Here is a 22,304-nt window from a genome sequence, read left to right as displayed (position 1 = left end):
CTATATTAACAATTAGTAAGATTATTCCTGATTCTAATACTGGAACTATAAATATAGAGAGTATAATAAATATAAAGCTTATACTTATATTAGGCGAATATGATTTATTTTTATATATTGATAGAATAGTGAATGGAATAGTAGAAAGATATGATATTATTGATGCTAAAATAATGAATTTAAAAGGGTTAGGTTCTTAATATAATAAATTAGTTTATTCATAAAAATGCTCCTTAATGACACTATAGATTTTAAAAGTATGTATTATGTATATTATAATGTGCTTTATTAATAAAATGATATAGTAAAAAGAGCTTTATATTATGAAGCTCTTTTTACTATTCTTATTAGTTTTTATTTAATTGTATTAGACTACTTGGAAAATAAAGAATTTTAAATAATATGATTCATCAGAATTCCATAAAATTGGATGATCAGCACTTTGGGTTCTTATTTCTACTTGTCTTAATGTTCTTCTAGCATCATGAGCAGCTTCTTGAACTGTCTTTTTTAATTGCTCCTCACTCATATAGTGTGAACAAGAGCAAGTAGCAAAGTATCCGCCTGGCTTAACCATTTTTAAGCCTCTAAGATTTATTTCTTTATAACCTCTAATTGCTGATTTGATAGTATTTCTTGACTTTGTGAATGCTGGTGGATCAAGTATAACAACGTCAAATTGTTTACCTTCTCTTGACCAATCTCCAAGAACATCAAATGCATTATGACATTCGAATTTAACTATATCTTGTAAGTTGTTAAGTTCAGCATTTCTTCTTGCACAATCAATAGCATGTTGGGATACATCTATACCAAGAACTGATTTAGCACCAGCTATACCAGCATTTAAGGCAAATGAACCTGTATGAGTAAAACAGTCTAATACATCCTTATCTTTACATACTCTATGCATAGCAGCTCTATTTTCTTTTTGATCTAAGAAGAATCCAGTTTTTTGACCATTTTCTAAATCAACTATGTATTTGACTCCATTTTCTATTATTTGAATATTTGTATCAAAAGGTTCTGTTAAGAAACCTTTAGTTTGTTCAAGTCCTTCAATTTCTCGTGTCTTAATATCACTTCTTTCATAGACTCCCTTAGCACCATATTCTTCAACTAGAACTTTTACTATTAGATTCCTATACTTATCCATTCCTAAAGTAGAAATTTGAATTACATAGTAATCTTCAAATTTATCAACAGTAAGTCCAGGTAAAAAGTCAGCTTCACCAAATATAAATCTACAAGAAGAGGTATCTATAACTGTTTTTCTATATTCAAATGCATTAGCAAATCTCTTTTTAAAGAAATCATAATCTATTTCTTCATTGATATCATTTGTCATTATTCTTATAGTTATTTTACTTCTATCATTTATGTAGCCTTTTCCAATAAAGAATCCTTTATGATTATATACCTCAACTATATCACCGTTTTCATAATCGCCATCATATTCATTTATTTCATCAACATATATCCAAGGTCTTCCTTGCTCAGCTCTTTTATTTTTTCCTTTATGTAAATAAAATTTACTTGCCATATTATAGCTCCTTCCTAAATTAATCTTATAAGATTATATCATAACTATAACAAAATAAATATTAAACTTGAATAATATAGGTTAATAATAAAATTATTTGTATTTAATAATAAATATGTAAAACTGAAAAATAAATCAATAAAATATAAATAAATTATTAAAAAATAATGTGTAAATAAATTGACTTTAATAAAATAAGTGCTATAATATTAACAATAAACTAAATGTAATAAAATGTAATAATGTATATATTTAACTATTTATTCAATTAAATAGAATTTGTTTATATCTATTTTGAATAGATAAATATATTAATGTGCATATTTATTATACTAATAATAAAAAGGGGGCAAATTATGAAAAAAAGGTTTATTTCTTTACTAGCGATAGGCTTAACTTGCATGATGGTACTTGGAGGTTGTGGAAACAAGGGTCCTGAACAATCACAGAATGGAGAGTCTGGTAGTGTACAAATGGATAGTGAACAAGTTCTAAATACTATTTATTTTGAGGTGGTTACATTAGATGCAAATGATTGTACAGATAATCAAAGCTCATCTATTCTTAGTGCAGTAGAAGAAGGATTAGTAAGAATTGAAAATAGTGGAAAAGGCGATGAAATAGTACCAGCTGGGGCAGAAAAATGGGAAGCATCAGAGGATGGATTAACATGGACATTCCATTTAAGAAAAATGAATTGGTCGGATGGAGAACCTGTAGTGGCAAAACACTATGTTGATTCTTTCAAAAGAATATTAAATCCAGATAATGGTTTTGCTTACTCTTTCTTAGCTTATGATATAGAAGGAGCAGAAGAATACAATACAGGTAAAGGTTCACTAGATTCTGTAGGAATAAAAGCTACTGATGATTATACCTTAGAATTTAAGTTAAAACATTCAGTACCTTACTTTGTATCAAAGGTATCCTATGCAGTATTCCATCCAATTAGATTAGATATTATAGAAAAATTAGGTGACCAATATGCTAGCAATATTGCAGATAGAGTATATAATGGACCTTTTAAAGTAGAAAGCTGGGACAATGGAAATTCAATGGTATTAGTAAAAAATGATACCTACTGGGATGCAGATAATGTACATCTTCAAAAGGTTAACATGACAAATATTAAAGAATTTGCTACTCAAGCTCAATTATTTGAAGCACAAGAATTAGATATATCAGGAGCTCAAACAGATTATATAGACAAATGGACTGAAAGAGCTGATGCAGGTGAATTCCAAAAGCTAACAGGATCGGATCCAGGATCATTTTATTTATATTTCAATCAAAAGAGTGAATCAGCTAATGGAATATTAAAAAATGCTAAAATAAGAAAAGCTATTGGACTAGCTGTGGATAGAGATGTTTATACAAAAGATTTAGTTGGTAGATATCAATCAGCATATGGAGTAATTCCAACAGCTATAAATGTCGGAGATGAAAAATATAGAGATAAAGTAGAAGGACCTTTAGAAAGTGATGCAAAGACTTATGTAAATAATAAGGAAAAACTTCAAGAACTATTTAAAGAAGGATTAAAAGAATTAGGACTTCAAACAGATGATTTAAGTCAATATGAATTAACTTATTTATCTCAAGGAAGTTCAGAATTACAAAAACAAAGAGCTGAATGGATGGCACAACAAATTAATGGAAATTTAGGAATTAAGATTAATGTTGAAACTCAAGGTGACTGGGGATTGTATAATGATATATTAGAAAAGTTAGAATATGATTTTACAATGGCTGGATGGTCAGCAGATTATAATGATCCAATGACTTTCTTAGATATATGGGTATCAAATGGTGGAAATAATCATACTGGTTATGCTAATACTGAATATGATGAATTATTAGCGTCTGTATATAAAGAAACAGATCAAGCTAAAGTAACAGACATTTATAAAAAGCTAGAAAATAAATTAGTTAATGAAGATGTTGTTATGTCACCGTTCTACTATACTGATAAATATACATTCTATCAAAACTATGTTAAGAGCATTCAATTTACTTCATTTGGTGCAGTGTATGAATTTAAACATGCATATATACAAGGGAAAAACTAATTAAAGTTATCATATAAAATTAGTAGGATGCACATCAACTATTGTTGATGTGCATTAATTCAATATAGAAAGGGTGGGAATATGGCAAAGTATGTTGTAAGAAGATTTTTTGAAATGGTTATTACACTTTATTTAATTGGAACAGCTACTTTTTTTCTTTTAGCTGCAATTCCAGGAACAGCTATAGATAAGAAGATTCAAAAGTTGCCAGAGCAAACAAAACAAATTGTTATAGCTAAGTATGGTTATGATAAGCCTGTAGTAGAGAGGTATTTTATAACAATAAAAAATTATATTGTAAAGGGTGAATTTGGTGAGTCTTTAGTACATGCAGGTGATACACTTTCAAGCATAGTTAAAAATAAGATGCCAGTATCATCAAGGCTTGGAATACAACAGATAGCAGTTGGAGTAACACTAGGTATTCTTTTAGGAATAGTTGCTGCAATGAATAGAGGTAAAATCATTGATTATGTAATTTTAGTAGGAGTAATGCTACTTGCTTCAGTGCCTTCGCTAGTATTATCACTATTATTACAAAAGTACTTAGCAAAGGGTCCATTATTAAATTTACCTATAATAGGATGGCCGAAGGGGACAGATATTTGGCTTGGAGGGTGGAAGTACACACTTTTACCTACATTAGCGGGTGCAGGAACATATTTAGCTTATTATGCAAGATTGATGAAGACAAGCATGTTGGATAGTATAAATCAAGATTATACACTTACAGCTAGATCAAAAGGATTATCAGAAGTGGAGATAGTTAGAAGGCACGTTCTTAGAAATTCATTTATTCCAATAATTACAGTATTACCAGTAGCGATATCAGGAGTAATTTCTGGATCTTTCTTTATAGAAAGGGTTTTCGCTATTCCAGGAGCAGGACAATATTTTATTCAAGCAGCAAATGATAGAGACATTCCAATACTTATGGGATTAACATTATTGTATGCATTAATTTATCTTATAGCAATATTTATAACTGACATACTTTATACAGTTGTAGATCCGCGTATAAGATTAGTTAAGTAGATAGGAGTGTAACTTTATGAATAAATTAGAGGTAAAAGATAAAAGATTTGAACTTGTAGACTCATCTACATTAGATGGCGATTTAGTTGTAAGGCCCAATATTAGTTATTGGCAAGATGCTTGGAGAAGGCTTAAAAAGAATCCAGTTGCTATGGGTGCCTTATTTGTATTAGTTGCTATTGTGCTAATGGCAATTTTTGCTCCAATAATAAGAAATATGGATTATCAAACTGTTGTAACAGAAAAAAAGAATTTATCTCCTAGTAGTGAGTTCTGGTGGGGAACAGATGCTATGGGAAGAGATTTATTTACAAGAGTGTGGATAGGAACAAGAATATCAATAAGCGTAGCATTGATTGCTACTGTAATAGATATAGTAGTTGGATGTTTATATGGAGGCATAGCTGCATATTTAGGTGGAATAGTAGATGAAATAATGATGAGAATAGTTGAAGTATTAAATAGTATTCCATACTTAATAATTACCTTACTGATTTTAGTTGTTTTAGGAAATGGATATTTTCAGTTAATGTTAGCTTTGTGTTTAACAGCATGGACTGGTACAGCAAGAATGATACGGGGACAAATTCTTCAATTAAGAGAAAGTGAATATGTTTTAGCAGCGGAAGCTTTAGGTGCATCTCCAATGAGAATAATTTTAAAGCATTTATTACCTAACACAATTGGATTAATAATATTAGATGTTGCATCAACAATTCCAAGTGTAATAGTTTCTGAAACAATATTGTCATTTTTAGGCTTAGGATTAAATATTCCAGTATTTAGTTTAGGTTCGTTATTATCAGCAGGACAACAAGCCATGGCATTTTATCCTTATCAATTGCTATTCCCTACGATAGTTTTATGTTTATTAATATTATCATTTAACGTTTTAGGTGATGGCTTAAGAGATGCTCTAGATCCAAAATTAAGACAATAGGAGGTATATAAGGTATGGAAAAGTTAGTGAAAATAAATGAATCAATTCTAGATGTTAAAAATCTAAGAGTATCTTATCATACTTATGCAGGAGAGGTACAATCTGTTAGAGGGGTGTCTTTTGAGGTTGATAGAGGCGAGGTATTAGCTATAGTAGGAGAATCGGGATGCGGAAAAAGCGTTACAGCTAGATCAATTATGGCATTAATACAAGCTCCACAGGGAGAAATTAAAGCAGACAGTAAGATATTTTATAATGGAGAAGATATATTAACTTATGATAAAAAGAAGGTTAGAGAGTTCAGAGGTGGCGAATGTGCAATGATATTCCAAGACGCATTAACGTCTCTTAATCCAACTATGAAGGTTGGTAAGCAAATAATAGAGAATTTAGTAGCACATAGAAATATGGATAAAAAGTCTGCACGAGAAGAAGCTATAAAGATACTTGAATCTGTAGGAATACCAAATGCTGAAAAGAGAGTTGATCAGTATCCACACGAATTTTCAGGTGGAATGAGACAAAGGGTTATGATTGCAATAGCAGTTGCTTGTAATCCTAAAATTTTAATAGCAGATGAGCCTACAACAGCTCTTGATGTTACAATTCAGGCACAAATACTTGAACTTATTAATGAATTAAAAGATAAGCTTAATACAGCGGTAATATTAATAACTCATGATTTTGGAGTAGTTGCGGGAATGGCAGATAAAATTGCTGTAATGTATGCTGGACAAATTATAGAACAGGGAGAAAAGAGAGAGATATTCTATGAGCCTAAACATCCATATACTTGGGCACTTTTAAACTCAGTTCCTAAGCTTGGATGGAAAGGGAAGCAGTTACTAGACACAATAAAAGGAACACCCCCTGATTTAATTGCACCACCAGAAGGATGCGCATTTGCAGCTCGTTGTAAATATTGTATGAATATATGCTTAGAAATGGAACCAAAGGAGTATTCATTTGGAAATACACATAAGGCTAAATGCTGGTTATACAGTGAAGAGATTCCTGAGGAAATTTTAAAGAAAATTGAGGAGGAAAGAAGAAATGGCTAATGAATCAAATATAATTTTAGAAGTAAAAAACTTAAAAAAGTATTTTAAAATTGGGAATAAAGATATTTTAAAAGCAGTAGATGATGTTTCATTTGCCATAAAAGAAGGAGAGACTTTAGGATTAGTTGGAGAGTCAGGATGCGGAAAGACAACTTGTGGAAGAACTGCTATAGGATTGTATAATAAAACTTCTGGGGAAGTTCTTTATAGGGGTAAATCAATAGATGAATTAAAAGGTAAAGAAAAAAAACAATTTAATAAGGAAGTTCAAATTATATTTCAAGATCCTTATGCATCGTTAAATCCAAGAATGACTGTTGCTGATATAATATCAGAAGGAATAGATATTCATGGTATAGCTAAATCAAAAGAGGATAGGGATAAAAGGGTTTATGAACTATTAGAGTATGTAGGATTAAACAAAGAGCATGCAAATAGATTTGTACATGAGTTTTCGGGTGGACAAAGACAGAGAATAGGTATAGCTAGAGCTTTAGCTGTTGAACCTAAATTCATTTTATGTGATGAACCTATTTCTGCTCTAGATGTATCAATTCAAGCACAAATTGCTAACTTATTAATTAATTTACAGAAGGAATTAGGATTAACATATTTATTTATTGCCCATGATCTATCTATGGTCAAGCATATTTCAGATAGAGTAGCAGTTATGTACTTAGGTAGTATGGTTGAATTGGCTGAATCGGAAGAATTATTTAATAATGCTAAACATCCATATACAGAAGCCTTAATGTCAGCAATTCCAATAGCAGATCCTGATATAGAAGAAAATAGGGAAAGAATTATGTTAGATGGAGATGTTCCTAGCCCAATTAATACTCCAAAAGGATGTAAGTTCCAAGGTAGATGTAGCAAATGTATGGATATATGTAAAAATGAATACCCGGAATTTAAAGAAGTAGAGAAAGGGCATTTTGTCGCTTGTCATTTATATTAATTAAATTTTAGGAGATAAACACATGAAAAGTTTGAATGGAATAATAAATGATTTTGCTAAATGCGTGCTTGTTGGAAGTTTTATATCTTTAGCAATTATTTTTGGTTTGGGGGTAATTTCTTTATTAATATCAAAGTTTAATTGGCAACAGTCATTAAATATTGTAAGAAGTGCATTGCTTATAATTGGACCATTAGGAATGATTTTGGGGGCCCTTTTAATACTAAAGAAAAGAGATGAGAAGGAATTATTATTTATTGACCAGTGGAAAAAAAGGTATAGAGTATTTTCATATAAAATAGTTTTAATAACAGTTAGTTTAATTATCATTTTGTATGGAGGAATTATAGATTGGATTATAGTGAATTCTAGCATAATGAACTGAATTATTTTGTGTTAAATTTAATTATAAATCCCATTCTTTAAGGAGTTTGGGATTTTATTTATTTTGATGAATATTAAATATAAATGTAAATATAATTATAGTATAAAGCAATTATTTGGGGAGATATATATGATATTTAAGGCGATTGTTATACCAACTCCAAGAAGAATTAGAAGATACGTGGAGAATAAAATTGATGAATTAACTTGTGAAAGTATAACAAAAGATAAGGTTGAAAATAAGGATTTAGAACATATTGATATGACAAAAGATACATTTAAAAATTTTGGATTATCCATCAGAATCTTTTAAATAAAAAAACCACCTGTTTCCATAACAGGTGGTTTTAGGGGAGATATAATCTATATGCTAATATAGTTTGGGGGAACTATATTAGTTATTTTCCAGATGTTTATCAATCAAATTTTGGATTGTAGGGGTACATCTGTAGCCTCTGCATCCACCTGTACAAGCTCCTGTTGCCTTAGAAACTTCTGCTACAGTGTGGGCTCCGGCTTTGATTGCATCTTTAATTTTGGATCTTGGTATTGCCTTGCAAGTACAAACTTTAGTAATCTTATCAAGGACTTGTTCGTTTAAGTTATTTTCCATTTAGTTTTCCTCCTATATTAAGAAATCGACTAAGGAAAATAAAGGGGATAAAAAATAAATTTAATGTTTATTCTTTATGTTTATATTATATATTTAGCAATAAAGAAAGTCAATACTAATTGATAAAAATTATTAGTTAATTTTTAGTATTAATAATACACATTATAAATATATTTTGCCAAAAATATATTTAAATATTCTTAAATATTCTTAAATATAATCTTTTATATTATTTTACTTTGTAGTAGAATATAGTTATTATTAATATAATGATGTATTAATATTATTTCATTATAATTAGTTAAAGACTGTGATTAGGAAAAGTACTTAGTTGGATACTTTAAGAGAGTGACTGGTTGGTGAAAAGTCATAGAGAATATTAAGGAAAATCACCTAGGAGTTTGAGGCTGAAAGGTTTATAATTACTGATTAAGTTTTTCACGTTATCCTGCGTTAAGGGATAGAGTATGTTTGTACTCGAATTCAAATAGTTTTTCATATTTATTTATGGGGAACTTCTAACCTTAGGTGGTATAGCGAATAATCTTCGTCCTATTGGGCGGAGTTTTTTTTATTTGAATCTATATATTTATTATTTTATAGTTGATGTTAGCTAATGAATAATTACTAAACTATAGTTAATAATGTAAAATATAGATTTAAGATTAATAATTAGTAATAAGTATATCCTTAAAGCAATTAGCTTTTATTATGAAGTAATTAACAGAAGGGAGTTAAGATATGTACAAAAAGGTTGAATTACCAAAGGGTTTTGTTGGTATGGAAAAAGAAGTAGCTGACCTTTGGAAAGAAAATAATGTTATCAAAAAGAATTTTGATATGAATCAAGATGGTGAATATTTTACATTTTATGATGGACCTCCAACAGCAAATGGAAGACCACACGTAGGACACGTTTTAACAAGAGTTATGAAGGACATTATCCCAAGATATAAGGTAATGAAGGGATATAAGGTTATAAGAAAAGCTGGTTGGGATACTCATGGATTACCTGTTGAACTTGAAATTGAAAAGAAATTAGGTATTTCAGGTAAGGAGCAAATTGAAAGCTATGGAGTTGAAAAATTTGTTACTGAATGTAAAGAATCAGTTTTTACTTATGTTAACATGTGGGAAAAGATGACTAATCAAATAGGTTATTGGGTAGATATGGAGAAACCTTACGTTACATATCATAATTCATATATAGAATCTGTTTGGTGGGCATTAAGTCAAATGTGGGATAAAGGTCTTTTATATAAAGGTCATAAGGTAATGCCTTACTGTCCAAGATGTGGAACAGGACTATCTTCTCATGAAGTTTCACAAGGATATAAAGATGTTAAGGATTTAACTGCTATAGTTAAGTTTAAGGTTGAAGGAGAAGAAAATAAATATATACTAGCATGGACAACAACTCCATGGACATTGCCATCAAACTTAGCGTTATGCGTAAACAAAGCATATGACTATATTGAAGCTAAAGTTGGAGATGAAATATTAATAATTGCTAAAGATTTAGCTTCAAAAGTTTTAGGTGAAGACTACGAAGTAGTTAAGGAGTTTAAAGGAACTGAATTATTAGGAACTAAATATGAAAGATTACTTCCTTTTGGTGAAGTTGAAGGAAAAGCTTTTGAAGTTATACATGGGGACTATGTAACTTTATCAGATGGTACTGGTATAGTTCATATAGCACCTGCATATGGTGAAGATGATAGTTTTGTTGCAAAGCAAAATGGAATAGGTTTTATAAACTTAGTAGATGCTAGTGGTAATTTCGTAGAAGAAGTAACTCCTTGGGCAGGAAAGTTTGTTAAGAAGTGTGATGAAAGCATAGTTAAGTATTTAGATGAAAACAACAAGTTATTTAAATCTGAAAAACATCTGCACTCATATCCACATTGTTGGAGATGTGACACACCACTTCTTTATTATCCAAGAGAAAGCTGGTTTGTTGCAATGACTAAGCTTAGAGATAAGCTTTTAGAAAATAATAATAAAATTAATTGGTATCCAGATAACATTAGAACAGGTAGATTTGGTAAGTTCTTAGAAAATGTTATCGACTGGGGTATATCAAGAGATAGATATTGGGGTACTCCACTTCCTATTTGGGAATGTGAATGTGGCCACAAAGAATGTATAGGAAGTATAGCAGAGTTAAAGGAAAAAGGAATTAATGTTCCAGATGATATAGAGCTTCATAAGCCATATATAGATAATATTCACTTAAATTGTACTAAGTGTAATAAAGAGATGACAAGAACAGCTGAAGTTATTGACTGTTGGTTTGATTCAGGTTCAATGCCATTTGCACAATTACACTATCCTTTTGAAAATAAAGAGCTATTTGAAAAGAACTTCCCAGCTCAATTTATATCAGAAGCTGTTGACCAAACTAGAGGTTGGTTCTATACATTATTAGCTATTTCAACAGCAATATTTGATACTAATCCATTTGAAAACTGTATAGTTTTAGGACACGTATTAGATAAAAAGGGATTAAAGATGTCAAAATCAAAAGGAAATGTTGTGGATCCATTTGAAGTTTTAGATGCACAAGGTGCTGATGCAACAAGATGGCACTTCTATACTGCAAGTGCACCATGGCTTCCAACAAGATTCTCTATTGATGATGTAGCAGAAGCTCAAAGAAAGTTCTTAAGCACTTTCTGGAATGTATATTCATTCTATGTGTTATATGCAGAATTAGACAATTTCAATCCATTAGATTATAAAGATTTCAAATCAGAAAATGTAATGGATAAGTGGATAATGTCAAAACTTAATACTCTAATTAAAGATGTAGATAACAATTTAAATTCATATCAAATAACTCAAGCTGCATTAATCATTGAAGAGTTTACAGATGAGTTATCAAATTGGTATGTAAGAAGAAATAGAGCAAGATATTGGTCAGAAGATTTGACAGAAGATAAGATTGGTGCTTATGTAACTTTATATAGAGTTTTAACTACTTTAGTTAAAGTAGCTGCTCCTTTTGTACCATTTATAACAGAAGAAATTTATCAAAATCTAGTTGTTGGATTAGATAAATCTTCTACAGAGAGTGTACACTTATGTTCATGGCCAGTTGTAGATGAAAGTGCTATTGATGAAGAACTAGAGAAAGAAATGGATTTAGCTTACACAATAGTTAAACTTGGAAGAAGTGCTAGAAATGGTGCTAATATAAAGAATAGACAGCCACTTTCAAAAATGTTATTATCAACAGATGCAATACCAGGATACTATGGAGATATCATAAAGGATGAGCTTAATATAAAATTAGTAGAGTTTGGTGCTGATTTATCACAATATGTTAATTTTGAAATTAAGCCTAACTTACCTGTATTAGGTAGAGCGTATGGTAAATTAATTCCGGGAATAAGAAGAGAAATAGCTTCAAGAAATCAAATGGAATTAGCACAAAAGCTTCAAAGTGGAGGAACTGAAACTATATCAGTAGATGGAACAGAAATAGTTTTAAATAGTGAGAGTGTTTTAGTAACAATGCAAGGATTAGAAGGATATGCTTTTGCAGGTGAAGGTGAAATAGGTGTTGTTTTAGATACAACTATTACAGAGGAATTAAAAGAAGAAGGTCACCTAAGAGAAATAATATCAAAGATACAAAACATGAGAAAAGAAAGAGGCTTTGAGGTAGCAGATAAGATTAAGTTATTTGTTGCAGATAATGATATGCTTATAGGTGTTGTTAATAAGTACTCTGATGTAATAAAGAGAGAAACACTAACTCAAGAAATTGTTATTAATGAAAAAGTAGAGTATACTGAAATTGTTATAAATGGTGAAAAGCTAAATATGACAGTTGAAGTAATTAACTAAATTAAAAAATAAGTTAATAAAGTTAGAGGTTTTATTAAACTTCTAACTTTTTAACTCTAATATAGTTTTTCAATTGCTAGATAATTAATATGTAGTTAGTTAAATAGTGAAAGAGGGCTATTTAGTAGTGATAAATTTTAAAAAAAATTCTATTTAATTTTTAGGTAAATTTAACGATTCAAGAATTATATGAAAATCATGATGTTATGGAATATTTTGGTTAAAAGTGACATCTTTATTGCGAATATATAGTGAATTATTATAAAGAGAGACCTTGAATATTGTATTAACTATTTGCAAATAGTATAATATATAGTTAGAATAGGATAAAAGATTATAAAGAAAAATGGAGTGATGTTGGTATGGCTACTTCTATAAAAGATGTTGCTAGAGAAGCGGGCGTTTCAATTGCTACTGTTTCCAGAGTTTTAAATGATATAGATGTTGTAAATGAAGATACAAAAAAGAAGGTTTTAGACGCTATAAAAAAACTTGGATATAGACCTAATATAGTAGCAAGAAGCTTAAAGACGCAAAAGACAAAAACAGTCGGTATTTTAGTTCCTGATATTTCAAGTGGTTTTTATCCTGAAATAGTTAGAGGAGCGGAGGATGTTGCTAATATATACGATTATAACGTGATATTGTGTAACTCTGATTTTGATGACGAAAAGGAAAAGGAATATTTAAGAGTACTTAAAGAAAAAATGGTTGATGGAGTTATATATATGAGTTCATCATTACAAGAAGAAACTTTAAATATTATAAATGAATTAGATTTAACTACAGTATTAGTTGAATCCAAAGATAAAGAAGAAAGTTTACCAAGTGTAATAATAGATAATATAAAGGCTTCAGAGGAAGCTACTAATTATCTATTAAATAAAGGATTAAATAACATAGCATATGTAGGTGCTAAAAAAGATAGTATGAATGCTTGGGGAGACAGATACATAGGATATGAAAACGCCTTAAAAGAAAAAGGCCTTAATGTAGATGAAGATTTAGTTTATACTAAAGGATTAAAAGTTAAGACTGGATATGAGGCAGTTGAGTACTTTGAAAATAGTAAGAAGAATTATGAAGCTGTAGTATGTGCTTCAGATGAAATTGCTATGGGAGTAATAAATGCATTAAGAGAGCGTGGTAAAAAAGTTCCAGAAGATGTAAGCGTTATAGGATTTAATGATAATGCAGTTTCTTCAGTTTTCTATCCTAAGATAACAACAATAAAGCAACCAAGTTATGATATGGGATCAGTGGCTATGAGAATGCTTATAAAGATGTTAAATAAAAAGGAATTAGAAGAATCACAATATGTTCTTGACTATCAGCTTGTAGAGAGAGAAAGCTGTAAGTAAAGTTTTAAGTAGGAATACTGAATAATATATTCAGTATTCCTACTTTTTTACATTTTATGTATTGCCACAAAATAGAAAGCATGATATAATTATGTTAATATATTATTAAACGTTTTCAGTTTCAACTATGTGTATGAGAAAGTATGATAGTGTATGGTCTGATTAGAAGTGGGTTATCTAATCAATTAGAAAATGTGAGTTATGGGTTACAAAAAAACAACTTCAGAAAATGAAGTTGTTTTTTTGTTTTATTATAAATTTAAAGAATTCCTTCAGTTTTTAATATGTTTTCTAATTCTTGAACTTTTTCTGTTAATGTAACAAATTTTTCTTTTAATACATTTCTAGGAAGATCAGTGTCATCTAGAACACTTACTATATCTTCTACTGTTTTTAAGGCGTCATCAATATCTTTTTGGGCTATTTTTAAGTTAGATTCCTTCATAATTCGTCTCCTTTATGTATATAAACATAATTAATATTACATATATTTATCCTATCACTAATAAATATTAGATGCAAGGCATATATTGTATAAGTAATTCATAAGAGGTGAGATTTTGATAAATTATATTTGGTTTGGAATGATATTTTTAGGAGTGCTAATTGGGTTGCTCACAGGAAATGGAGAGGTAATATCTAAGGCTATAATATCTTCAGCTGATTCAACAGTTTCTCTTATTATAGGATTGGTTGGTCTTATGTGTTTTTGGTGCGGAGTAATGAAAGTAGCAGAAAAAAGTGGTTTTACTAGCAAATTAGCAAAAGTTTTAAGGCCAATTTTAAAATTAATATTTAAAGAAGCAGCAAAAGATGAAAGAGCTTTAGGTGCAATAGTAATGAATATAACTGCTAATATGATGGGGCTTGGAAATGCAGCAACTCCATTTGGAATTAAGGCTATGCAAGAAATGGATAGATTAAATAAGGAAAAAGGAACAGCTTCAAATGATATGTCTCTTTTTCTAGTTTTGAATGCAGCTTGCATACAGCTGGTTCCATCTACAGTAATTTCAATAAGGGCAGCTTGTGGATCAAGTAATCCAGGAGCAATAATAATGCCAGCTGTGTTGGCAAGCACTATTGCAGCAGTTATGGGAGTTGTTTTTTGTAAAATACTACAACGGTATTTTTAAAAGGGGGGATTTTTAAGGTGTTTCAATATTTAACGAAAAGCATAATTCCAATAATAGTTATAATAATTATTACTTATGGAATGTTTAAGGGGAGAAAAGTTTATGAATGGTTTATAGAGGGAGCCAAGGATGGATTAAAAGTTTGTTTGAATATATTTCCATACTTATTAGCTATGATTATAGCTGTAAACATATTTAGAGAGGCAAAGTTATTAGATATATTAAATAATATGATAGCTCCAATAGGTGGGGTAATTGGACTACCTAAAGAAGTTATCCCATTAGTATTAGTCAAGCCTTTGTCAGGTAGTGGTGCTGTTGGAATCTTAACAGACATTCTAAAGACTTATGGACCAGATACTACTATAGGATTAATATCTTCAGTAATTATGGGGACAACTGAAACTATATTTTATACAATAACAGTTTATTTTGGTGCTGTGCAAATTAAAAAAATTAGACATACATTGTGGGCGGCAGTATTAGCTGATATAACTGCAATAATAACTGCGGTTTTTCTAGTAAGTAGACTTTTATTATAAATAGAAAAAGGTGTACAGAATAATTAATAACTTTTAAGTAATACGTAATAATTTTGTAACTAGTTAATAAGCAAAATATTCTATAATAAATTATATAAATAAAGGAGGGAAGTGTTTAAGAGATGGAGTGGAATGACAGATTATTTTTGTCAGATGAAGAAATAAAAATTTTAGCTATATTTTTAGCGTATGGAGTAGGATTAGGAGTATTAGTTGGTCTATTTGTTGGAAACATACAACTTTGCTTTGCTTTAGGGGGAGTTATATCTATTTTGATTTCACTTATAAAAATTTTTATAGGAAGAGTTAAGAAATCAAATAAGATTCATATATAAATACAATGAAAAAAATAAACATTACGAATAATATGTATTTTCTTTTAAATAAGCTATATAATTATTAATTATATAGCTTATTTAATTTTCATATAGGGGCAGGTGATGTTATGGCTTCAGAAAAGTTTTATATTATTAGTAGTAAAGTGTTGCCGGAAGTTTTTAAAAAGGTTTTAGACGTTAAAGAAAGTCTTTTTACGGGAAAGGCAAAAGATATAAGTGAAGCTGTAAAACAAACAGGAATAAGCAGAAGTACATTTTATAAATATAAGGATTATGTTTTTCCTATGTCAGAGGGGATAAATAGTAAAAAGATAACCTTAGTTGTACTACTATCTCACGAAACTGGAACTTTATCTAAGGTTTTAGATTGTATTGCTTTTAATAAGGGAAATATATTAACGATAAATCAAGATATACCTATAAATATGGCTGCAAATGTAACTATAACATTAGATATATCTAATATGAAAAAAGATTTAAAACACTTAGTTAATACTTTAAGAGCATTACCTAATGTTGTTAGTGTTAAGGTATTAGCTATGGAGTAAAAAAGAGGGAGTGAATTTATGAATAAGGAATTCTATAAGAATAATAGAGCTAAGGTGTTAGAATGTATTGAAGATAATTCTTTACTAATTTTATTTGCAGGAAATGCACCAAAGAAAACTGCTGATGAAAATTATCATTTTACGCCAAATAGAAATTTTTATTACTTAACTGGAGTTGATGAAGAAAATCATATTTTAGTTTTATCTAAGATTAATGGTAAGGTCAATGAATATTTATTTATAAAAGAAGTTGATCCTATTGCAGAAAAGTGGGAAGGAAAAACTATTAGAAAAGAAGAGGTTCCTGAAATTTGTGGAATAGAGGATATTAAATACCTTGGGGAGTTTGATAATTTTATAGAGAAATTAGTTCTTAATAAAAAAGAATTAAATATATATATTGATCTAGAAAAAGGTAATGCGTCATATAAATATGCGAATGAAGTTAACAATAAATATTATAATATAAATATTAAGAATGCTTTTAAAATTATAGGGGATTTAAGACTTATTAAGACTGAGGAAGAAGTTAATACAATAAGAAAAGCAATAGAAATTACAATAGAAGGCGTAAAAGAGTTAATGAAAAATTCCAAGCCTGGTATTAAGGAATATGAACTAGAAGCATATTTTGATTTTATATGCAAGAAAAATGGAGTAAAAGATTTTGCTTTTAAAACTATTGCAGCAGCAGGTAAAAATGCTACAGTACTACATTATGTAACGAATGATTCAAAATTAAATGATGGAGACTTAATATTATTTGATTTAGGTGCTCAATATAAATACTATAATGGTGATATATCAAGAACCTTCCCTATTAATGGTAAATTTACTGAAAGGCAGAAAGAGGTTTATAATGCTGTTCTTAGAGTGAATGAAAAAGTTATTAAGGAAATGAAGCCAGGAGTTAAATTTCTTGATTTAAATAAAAAGGCAAAGGATTGGATTTCAGAAGAATGTATTTCTCTTGGATTAATGACAGAAAAAGATGATGTTTCAAAATTCTATTACCATAGTATAGGACATAGTTTAGGAATGGATACACATGATATAGAATTAGAAAATAGAGATGTTACATTTGAGCCTGGAATGATATATACTGTTGAGCCTGGAATATATATCGAGAATGAAGGAATTGGAATTAGAATAGAAGATGATGTTTTAATTACCGAAGAAGGAAATGAAGTATTAACAAAAGAAATGATTAAAACAGTAGAGGAAATAGAAGAATTTATGGCGGATAAATAAGATTATTAGAAATTAATATTTACGTTATAGTTGATTTGACAAGTTAATATCTGTATAATATAGGTATAAATTAAATGTGAATAACGACAAGGGTAGAGGAGCGATACTTAAGAGTACTATTAATGAGGTAAGCACAGTGATTTAATAGGAAAGGAATTATCGCCGAAGCGTATGATTGATGCTTTAAAATCATATGGCTGGGGTTGCATAAAATATATGTAACACTGTCACAAACTTGCTTTGTGGTGAGCTATCGCTTGAGGAATTTTACTTTTTCTATTATAGTTTAAAGTATATTTAGAGCCTTGAGTGAAAACTCAAGGCTCTTTTTAATTTCTGCCCTTTAATTATTTACAAAATTACATTAAGGGGGATTAAATATGAATAATAAAAAAAGTTTAAAAGTAGCATTATTGACTATTATGATGATATTACTATCAACATCAATAGTCTTTGCAGAAGAGGTAGATATAGCTACATCTAATGCAAATCATTATGGGTTATTAACTTTAATACCACCTGTTATTGCAATAGTATTAGCTTTTTTAACGAAGAATGTAATTATATCTTTATTTATTGGAACATTATCAGGAACTTTCTTAGTACAACTAGTGGACAATTCACTTTTTAACGCTATTATAAATTCGTTTTTGGATTTTGTATCTAGAGTTTTAAACTCATTAGCTGATCCTTGGAATGCTGGTATAATTCTTCAGGTATTAGTTATAGGAGGAGTTATACATTTAGTTGCTAAGATGGGGGGAGCTAAGGCTGTTGCAGAAGCACTAGCAAGAAAAGCTAAAACTGCCAAAAGTACTCAAGTAGTTACTCTTTTATTAGGATTAGCTGTGTTTTTTGATGACTATGCTAATTCATTAATAGTTGGACCTATCATGAAACCAGTATCAGATAAAATGAAGATATCAAGAGAAAGATTAGCATTTATTATAGATGCAACAGCAGCACCAATAGCTGGATTAGCCATTGTATCGACATGGATAGGATTAGAGGTTGGTTTAATAAATGATGCCTTTATTAATGGTATAGGTCAAGAAGTTGATGCCTTTGGGGTTTTCTTACAAACTATACCTTATAGATTTTATAATATACTGATACTATTTTTTGTATTTATTACTTCAATATTATTAAAAGAGTTTGGACCTATGTATAAGGCAGAAATAGAAGCAAGGAGAAGGGGATTAAATTCTAAATATGAAGAAGTTGCAGTAGAGTCCAATATGGATCATGCTGAACTTGAACCAAAAGAAGGAATAAAGCTAAGTATATGGAATGCCATAATTCCAATCGGTGTACTAGTTGTGACGGCATTACTTTGTTTCTATTTTAGTGGTTACTCTGCAATAATGGGAGGAGATGACGTTTCACTTCAACAAATAATTACTAATTCACCATTATCATTTAAAGCTATACAAGAAGCTTTTAGTGCATCAGATGCATCTGTTGCGTTATTCCAATCAGCATTAGTAGCAAGTATAGTATCTATAATAATGGGAGTAGCTAAAAAAATATTTACAATTTCAGAAGCTATAGATACATGGATAGACGGTATGAAACCTTTATTAATAACAGGAGTAATATTATTATTAGCGTGGTCACTTAGTTCTGTAATAAAAGATTTAGGAACAGCAAAATATCTTGTTTCATTACTTTCAGGATCATTACCTAATTTCTTATTACCAAGCCTTATATTTGTACTAGGTGCAATTATTTCATTTGCAACAGGAACTGCTTATGGAACTATGGGAATATTGATGCCGCTTGCAATACCATTGTCATATTCGATGAATCCTGATATGAGTTATGTAATTGTTAGTACAAGTGCAGTATTAACAGGAGCTATTTTTGGTGATCATTGTTCACCGATATCAGATACTACTATTCTTTCATCAATGGGAGCTGGATGCAATCATATAGCACACGTAAATACTCAAATGTGGTATGCTTTATTTATAGCATCCATAACAATTATATTTGGATATATACCAGCAGGTTTTGGATTACAGTGGTATGTAGTTCTCCCGATATCAATAATAGCAGTGTTCTTAGGAGTACAAATATTAGGTAAGAAGGTTGAAGAAGTAAAGTAAAAAATGATAAATTAACTTGGAATAATAATTAACTAGTATTATAGTCTAGTTATATTAAAGATTTGAAATACCATATATAGTAAATGAAGCTCTACAAGATGTTTATTTGTAGAGCTTCATTCTAAGTTGGAAATATTTATTTAAGGTTTCCACCATGGAAATAAAGTCTGAATACTTCATTTCCTTTATGAGATATTGATTCAACTCCATTAAATAAGGATAAATCTCCATCCCACTTACATTCATAAATAAAATCTTCATCTTCAAAATATTTTGGGCCTCTGAATGGAGAATCTTCGGATACATTTTTTAAAGCTTTTTTTAAAAACTTGTTAAATCCAGATGGTGTTTCATTAAGAAGAACTTGTCCTTTATAATTCATCCCCCAGCAAACCTTTTCATTAAGCCAAACTAATTCCTCGCCTATGAATTCCTTATCTCCAACATGACTATCAAGGTAATAATAATTATATTTTTTATAAGCGTAGTCTTTTGAGTTTGGTCTAGATGATTTTTCTTTCTTAGCTCCAGAAGCATAAGTGTTTTTCTTAGCTTCTACAATAAAATCTTTAAATTTAGATAAGTCTCCCATATAAGTCTCCCCCTTTTTATACAACAAATAAATTATATAAAAAAACTATAACTAAATCAACAATTTTTGTAAAAATATACTATATTTAGGGTGAAATGAATGTATAGATTATCATGAAATATATAGATATAATATTATTTATAAAAAATATATAAGATTATGAAAGGAGAAAATATGAATAATTTAGAAAAGCTTAGAGAATTTATGAAAAAAGGGAAAATAGATTATTATATTATTCCAAGTAGCGATTCACATCAAAGCGAATATGTTGCTGAGTATTTTAAGGGAAGAGAATTTATATCAGGATTTACAGGTTCAGCAGGAGTACTCTTGGTTGGGTTAAAAGAAGCATTTTTATGGACTGATGGTAGATATTTTATTCAGGCAGAAAGAGAACTTGATGGAAGCGGAATTTTGCTTATGAAAATGAGAACTCCTGGATATCCAACTATTGAAGAATGGATAAAGGAAAATATTAAATCTGAAAAAACTTTGGGGTTTGATGGAAGATTATTTTCAGTTAATCAATACAAAGTATTTTTAGACATTGCTAAAGAAAATAATTTTAGTATTAGCATGGAGTACGATTTATTAAAAGATATTTGGATAACAAGGCCTGAATTACCAAAAGGTAAAATATTTATACATGATGAAGTTTATTCTGGTAAATATGCTTCAGAAAAATTACAGCAAGTTAGAAAATATATGAAAGAAAAAGGTGCTAAAAATTATATAATATCTTCTTTAGATGATATAGCATGGCTTTGTAATATTAGAGGAAATGATGTTAAATTTAATCCCGTAGCACTTTCTTATGTTCTTATAAATGAAAGTCATGCAAACTTATATATAAATAATGATAAGGTAGATAATTATACAAGAGAGAAGCTGAAAAATGAAGGCTTTGAAATATATGAATATGATGAAATAGAAGAGCATGTGAAATTAATAAAGGGTACGACTATGTTGGATCTAAATAAAGTAAATGCTAAGATATATTCATGCTTAAGTGGTGATATAAAAGTGATAAATGAAATGAATATTACTACAAAATTAAAGGCTATAAAAAATGAAGTTGAAATAGCAAATACTGAAAAATCTCAAGTTAGAGATGGTATTGCTATGGTTAAATTTATAAAATGGTTAAATGATACTCTAGGAAAAGAAAAGGTAACAGAAATATCAGCAAGTAAAAAGTTAACTGAATTTAGATCTAAAGGAGAGAACTACAAGGGTGACAGCTTTGGGACTATAGCAGGTTATAAAGATCATGCAGCTATGATGCATTATTCAGCGACGGAAGTAACTGACTATGAGTTAAAAGAAGAAGGGCTGTTTCTTGTAGATTCTGGTGGGCAATATCTTGATGGAACAACAGATATAACTAGAACTTTTATTTTAGGAAATGTAACTGAAGAAGAAAAGAGAGATTTTACCCTTGTACTAAAAGGACATATAGCTTTATCAACAGCAAAATTCTTAAAAGGTACTACAGGAATGAATTTAGATATATTAGCTAGAAGGCCATTATGGAATTATGGAATAGATTATAAGTGTGGAACAGGTCATGGTGTTGGATACTTCTTGAATGTCCATGAGGGACCACAGGGAATAAGACCAGAAGGAAATTTAACAGTATTAGAACCAGGAATGATAATAACTAATGAGCCTGGTGTGTACAAGGAAGGTAAGCATGGAATAAGAATAGAAAATACTCTTTTAGTGGTAGAAGATATAAATTCTAAAGAGTTTGGAGAGTTCTATAGATTTAAGACGATATCATACTGTCCAATAGACTTAAATGGAGTAATTGTAGAAATGCTTACAAACGAAGAAAAGGATTGGTTAAATAACTATCATAAAACTGTATTTGAAAAGTTAAATCCATATCTGAATGATGAAGAAAAGGAATTCCTAAAAATTCAAACAAGAGAGATATAGTTATTAATGAAAAAGGTACAGTCTTATAAATC

20 protein-coding genes, 1 riboswitch and 1 other annotated feature are annotated in these 22,304 nt (G+C 29.6%); of the genes, 16 read left to right on the top strand and 4 right to left on the bottom strand.

Annotated features, from left to right (window positions below; genetic code table 11):
• Positions 1–367: 367 nt before the first annotated feature.
• On the bottom strand, positions 368–1,543 hold the full coding sequence (locus I2A75_RS07580; protein WP_195263876.1) for a class I SAM-dependent rRNA methyltransferase: 1,176 nt from the start codon (positions 1,541–1,543) through the stop codon (positions 368–370).
• 356 nt (positions 1,544–1,899) lie between these two features.
• Here I2A75_RS07580 and I2A75_RS07575 point away from each other — a divergent pair, with 356 nt between their 5' ends.
• The 7 genes from I2A75_RS07575 (at position 1,900) to I2A75_RS07545 (ending at position 8,303) form a co-directional block, all read left to right on the top strand.
• A complete protein-coding gene (locus tag I2A75_RS07575) occupies positions 1,900–3,612 on the top strand; it encodes a peptide ABC transporter substrate-binding protein (protein ID WP_195263875.1) in 1,713 nt (570 codons plus the stop codon).
• A gap of 81 nt (positions 3,613–3,693) precedes the next feature.
• Positions 3,694–4,647, top strand: a complete 954-nt coding sequence (locus I2A75_RS07570) for an ABC transporter permease (RefSeq protein ID WP_195263874.1) — start codon at positions 3,694–3,696, stop codon at positions 4,645–4,647.
• Positions 4,648–4,663: 16 nt separating this feature from the next.
• Positions 4,664–5,587, top strand: a complete 924-nt coding sequence (locus I2A75_RS07565) for an ABC transporter permease (protein WP_195263873.1) — start codon at positions 4,664–4,666, stop codon at positions 5,585–5,587.
• Positions 5,588–5,601: 14 nt separating this feature from the next.
• Positions 5,602–6,648: an ABC transporter ATP-binding protein gene (locus tag I2A75_RS07560; RefSeq protein WP_195263872.1), complete on the top strand. Its 1,047-nt coding sequence runs from the start codon at positions 5,602–5,604 to the stop codon at positions 6,646–6,648.
• Positions 6,641–7,606 (top strand): oligopeptide/dipeptide ABC transporter ATP-binding protein, encoded by a 966-nt coding sequence (locus I2A75_RS07555; RefSeq protein ID WP_195263871.1) that lies wholly within the window; start codon positions 6,641–6,643, stop codon positions 7,604–7,606. Before I2A75_RS07560 ends, I2A75_RS07555 begins: the two co-directional genes overlap by 8 nt.
• A gap of 22 nt (positions 7,607–7,628) precedes the next feature.
• Positions 7,629–7,991, top strand: a complete 363-nt coding sequence (locus tag I2A75_RS07550; RefSeq protein WP_195263870.1) for a hypothetical protein — start codon at positions 7,629–7,631, stop codon at positions 7,989–7,991.
• Between the two features lie 129 nt (positions 7,992–8,120).
• Positions 8,121–8,303, top strand: coding sequence for a hypothetical protein (locus I2A75_RS07545; RefSeq protein ID WP_195263869.1), 183 nt, complete (start codon positions 8,121–8,123; stop codon positions 8,301–8,303).
• An 81-nt stretch (positions 8,304–8,384) separates the two neighbouring features.
• On the opposite strand, the gene I2A75_RS07540 is transcribed toward I2A75_RS07545, so the two are convergent.
• A complete protein-coding gene (locus I2A75_RS07540; protein WP_008681498.1) occupies positions 8,385–8,603 on the bottom strand; it encodes a (2Fe-2S)-binding protein in 219 nt (72 codons plus the stop codon).
• 301 nt (positions 8,604–8,904) lie between these two features.
• Positions 8,905–9,161, top strand: a binding site (T-box leader).
• 183 nt (positions 9,162–9,344) lie between these two features.
• Here I2A75_RS07540 and ileS point away from each other — a divergent pair.
• A complete protein-coding gene (gene ileS / locus I2A75_RS07535; RefSeq protein ID WP_195263868.1) occupies positions 9,345–12,455 on the top strand; it encodes an isoleucine--tRNA ligase in 3,111 nt (1,036 codons plus the stop codon).
• A gap of 362 nt (positions 12,456–12,817) precedes the next feature.
• Positions 12,818–13,816 (top strand): LacI family DNA-binding transcriptional regulator, encoded by a 999-nt coding sequence (locus I2A75_RS07530; protein WP_195263867.1) that lies wholly within the window; start codon positions 12,818–12,820, stop codon positions 13,814–13,816.
• 259 nt (positions 13,817–14,075) lie between these two features.
• Here I2A75_RS07530 and I2A75_RS07525 read toward each other — a convergent pair whose 3' ends face one another.
• Positions 14,076–14,261 (bottom strand): hypothetical protein, encoded by a 186-nt coding sequence (locus I2A75_RS07525; RefSeq protein WP_195263866.1) that lies wholly within the window; start codon positions 14,259–14,261, stop codon positions 14,076–14,078.
• 115 nt (positions 14,262–14,376) lie between these two features.
• Here I2A75_RS07525 and I2A75_RS07520 point away from each other — a divergent pair, with 115 nt between their 5' ends.
• The 6 genes from I2A75_RS07520 to I2A75_RS07495 all read left to right on the top strand — a co-directional run bounded on the left by I2A75_RS07520 (position 14,377) and on the right by I2A75_RS07495 (position 19,739).
• Entirely contained in the window at positions 14,377–14,952 is a 576-nt protein-coding gene (locus tag I2A75_RS07520; RefSeq protein ID WP_195263865.1) for a nucleoside recognition domain-containing protein, read from the top strand.
• A 17-nt stretch (positions 14,953–14,969) separates the two neighbouring features.
• Positions 14,970–15,494 carry a nucleoside recognition domain-containing protein gene (locus I2A75_RS07515; protein WP_195263864.1) on the top strand — a complete coding sequence of 175 codons (525 nt, stop codon included), beginning with the start codon at positions 14,970–14,972 and terminating at the stop codon, positions 15,492–15,494.
• A 122-nt stretch (positions 15,495–15,616) separates the two neighbouring features.
• Positions 15,617–15,829: a hypothetical protein gene (locus I2A75_RS07510; protein ID WP_195263863.1), complete on the top strand. Its 213-nt coding sequence runs from the start codon at positions 15,617–15,619 to the stop codon at positions 15,827–15,829.
• A 110-nt stretch (positions 15,830–15,939) separates the two neighbouring features.
• On the top strand, positions 15,940–16,380 hold the full coding sequence (locus tag I2A75_RS07505) for an ACT domain-containing protein (RefSeq protein WP_195263862.1): 441 nt from the start codon (positions 15,940–15,942) through the stop codon (positions 16,378–16,380).
• Between the two features lie 18 nt (positions 16,381–16,398).
• On the top strand, positions 16,399–17,631 hold the full coding sequence (locus I2A75_RS07500; protein ID WP_195263861.1) for an aminopeptidase P family protein: 1,233 nt from the start codon (positions 16,399–16,401) through the stop codon (positions 17,629–17,631).
• Positions 17,632–17,716: 85 nt separating this feature from the next.
• A riboswitch (Lysine riboswitch) is annotated at positions 17,717–17,892 on the top strand.
• A 119-nt stretch (positions 17,893–18,011) separates the two neighbouring features.
• On the top strand, positions 18,012–19,739 hold the full coding sequence (locus I2A75_RS07495) for a Na+/H+ antiporter NhaC family protein (RefSeq protein WP_195263860.1): 1,728 nt from the start codon (positions 18,012–18,014) through the stop codon (positions 19,737–19,739).
• Between the two features lie 136 nt (positions 19,740–19,875).
• Here I2A75_RS07495 and I2A75_RS07490 read toward each other — a convergent pair whose 3' ends face one another.
• Positions 19,876–20,331: a DUF5680 domain-containing protein gene (locus tag I2A75_RS07490; protein ID WP_195263859.1), complete on the bottom strand. Its 456-nt coding sequence runs from the start codon at positions 20,329–20,331 to the stop codon at positions 19,876–19,878.
• A 174-nt stretch (positions 20,332–20,505) separates the two neighbouring features.
• Here I2A75_RS07490 and I2A75_RS07485 point away from each other — a divergent pair, with 174 nt between their 5' ends.
• A complete protein-coding gene (locus tag I2A75_RS07485) occupies positions 20,506–22,272 on the top strand; it encodes an aminopeptidase P family protein (protein WP_195263858.1) in 1,767 nt (588 codons plus the stop codon).
• Positions 22,273–22,304 lie beyond the last annotated feature (32 nt).

Origin of the sequence: Clostridium sp. 1001275B_160808_H3 (genome assembly GCF_015550425.1) — a bacterium.
Lineage (GTDB): Bacteria > Bacillota > Clostridia > Clostridiales > Clostridiaceae > Clostridium.
This window is presented reverse-complemented; position numbering and strand designations above follow the sequence as displayed.

Excerpts from the sequence above, each read along its gene's own strand:
- I2A75_RS07510 (WP_195263863.1), top strand. The coding sequence starts at position 15,617 with ATGGAGTGGAATGACAGATTATTTTTGTCAGATGAAGAAATAAAAATT.
- I2A75_RS07545 (WP_195263869.1), top strand. The coding sequence starts at position 8,121 with ATGATATTTAAGGCGATTGTTATACCAACTCCAAGAAGAATTAGAAGA.
- I2A75_RS07570 (WP_195263874.1), top strand. The coding sequence starts at position 3,694 with ATGGCAAAGTATGTTGTAAGAAGATTTTTTGAAATGGTTATTACACTT.
- I2A75_RS07575 (WP_195263875.1), top strand. The coding sequence starts at position 1,900 with ATGAAAAAAAGGTTTATTTCTTTACTAGCGATAGGCTTAACTTGCATG.
- I2A75_RS07495 (WP_195263860.1), top strand. The coding sequence starts at position 18,012 with ATGAATAATAAAAAAAGTTTAAAAGTAGCATTATTGACTATTATGATG.
- I2A75_RS07550 (WP_195263870.1), top strand. The coding sequence starts at position 7,629 with ATGAAAAGTTTGAATGGAATAATAAATGATTTTGCTAAATGCGTGCTT.
- I2A75_RS07505 (WP_195263862.1), top strand. The coding sequence starts at position 15,940 with ATGGCTTCAGAAAAGTTTTATATTATTAGTAGTAAAGTGTTGCCGGAA.
- I2A75_RS07500 (WP_195263861.1), top strand. The coding sequence starts at position 16,399 with ATGAATAAGGAATTCTATAAGAATAATAGAGCTAAGGTGTTAGAATGT.
- I2A75_RS07555 (WP_195263871.1), top strand. The coding sequence starts at position 6,641 with ATGGCTAATGAATCAAATATAATTTTAGAAGTAAAAAACTTAAAAAAG.
- I2A75_RS07580 (WP_195263876.1), bottom strand. The coding sequence starts at position 1,543 with ATGGCAAGTAAATTTTATTTACATAAAGGAAAAAATAAAAGAGCTGAG.
- I2A75_RS07530 (WP_195263867.1), top strand. The coding sequence starts at position 12,818 with ATGGCTACTTCTATAAAAGATGTTGCTAGAGAAGCGGGCGTTTCAATT.
- I2A75_RS07525 (WP_195263866.1), bottom strand. The coding sequence starts at position 14,261 with ATGAAGGAATCTAACTTAAAAATAGCCCAAAAAGATATTGATGACGCC.
- I2A75_RS07540 (WP_008681498.1), bottom strand. The coding sequence starts at position 8,603 with ATGGAAAATAACTTAAACGAACAAGTCCTTGATAAGATTACTAAAGTT.
- I2A75_RS07560 (WP_195263872.1), top strand. The coding sequence starts at position 5,602 with ATGGAAAAGTTAGTGAAAATAAATGAATCAATTCTAGATGTTAAAAAT.
- I2A75_RS07490 (WP_195263859.1), bottom strand. The coding sequence starts at position 20,331 with ATGGGAGACTTATCTAAATTTAAAGATTTTATTGTAGAAGCTAAGAAA.
- I2A75_RS07565 (WP_195263873.1), top strand. The coding sequence starts at position 4,664 with ATGAATAAATTAGAGGTAAAAGATAAAAGATTTGAACTTGTAGACTCA.
- I2A75_RS07485 (WP_195263858.1), top strand. The coding sequence starts at position 20,506 with ATGAATAATTTAGAAAAGCTTAGAGAATTTATGAAAAAAGGGAAAATA.
- ileS (WP_195263868.1), top strand. The coding sequence starts at position 9,345 with ATGTACAAAAAGGTTGAATTACCAAAGGGTTTTGTTGGTATGGAAAAA.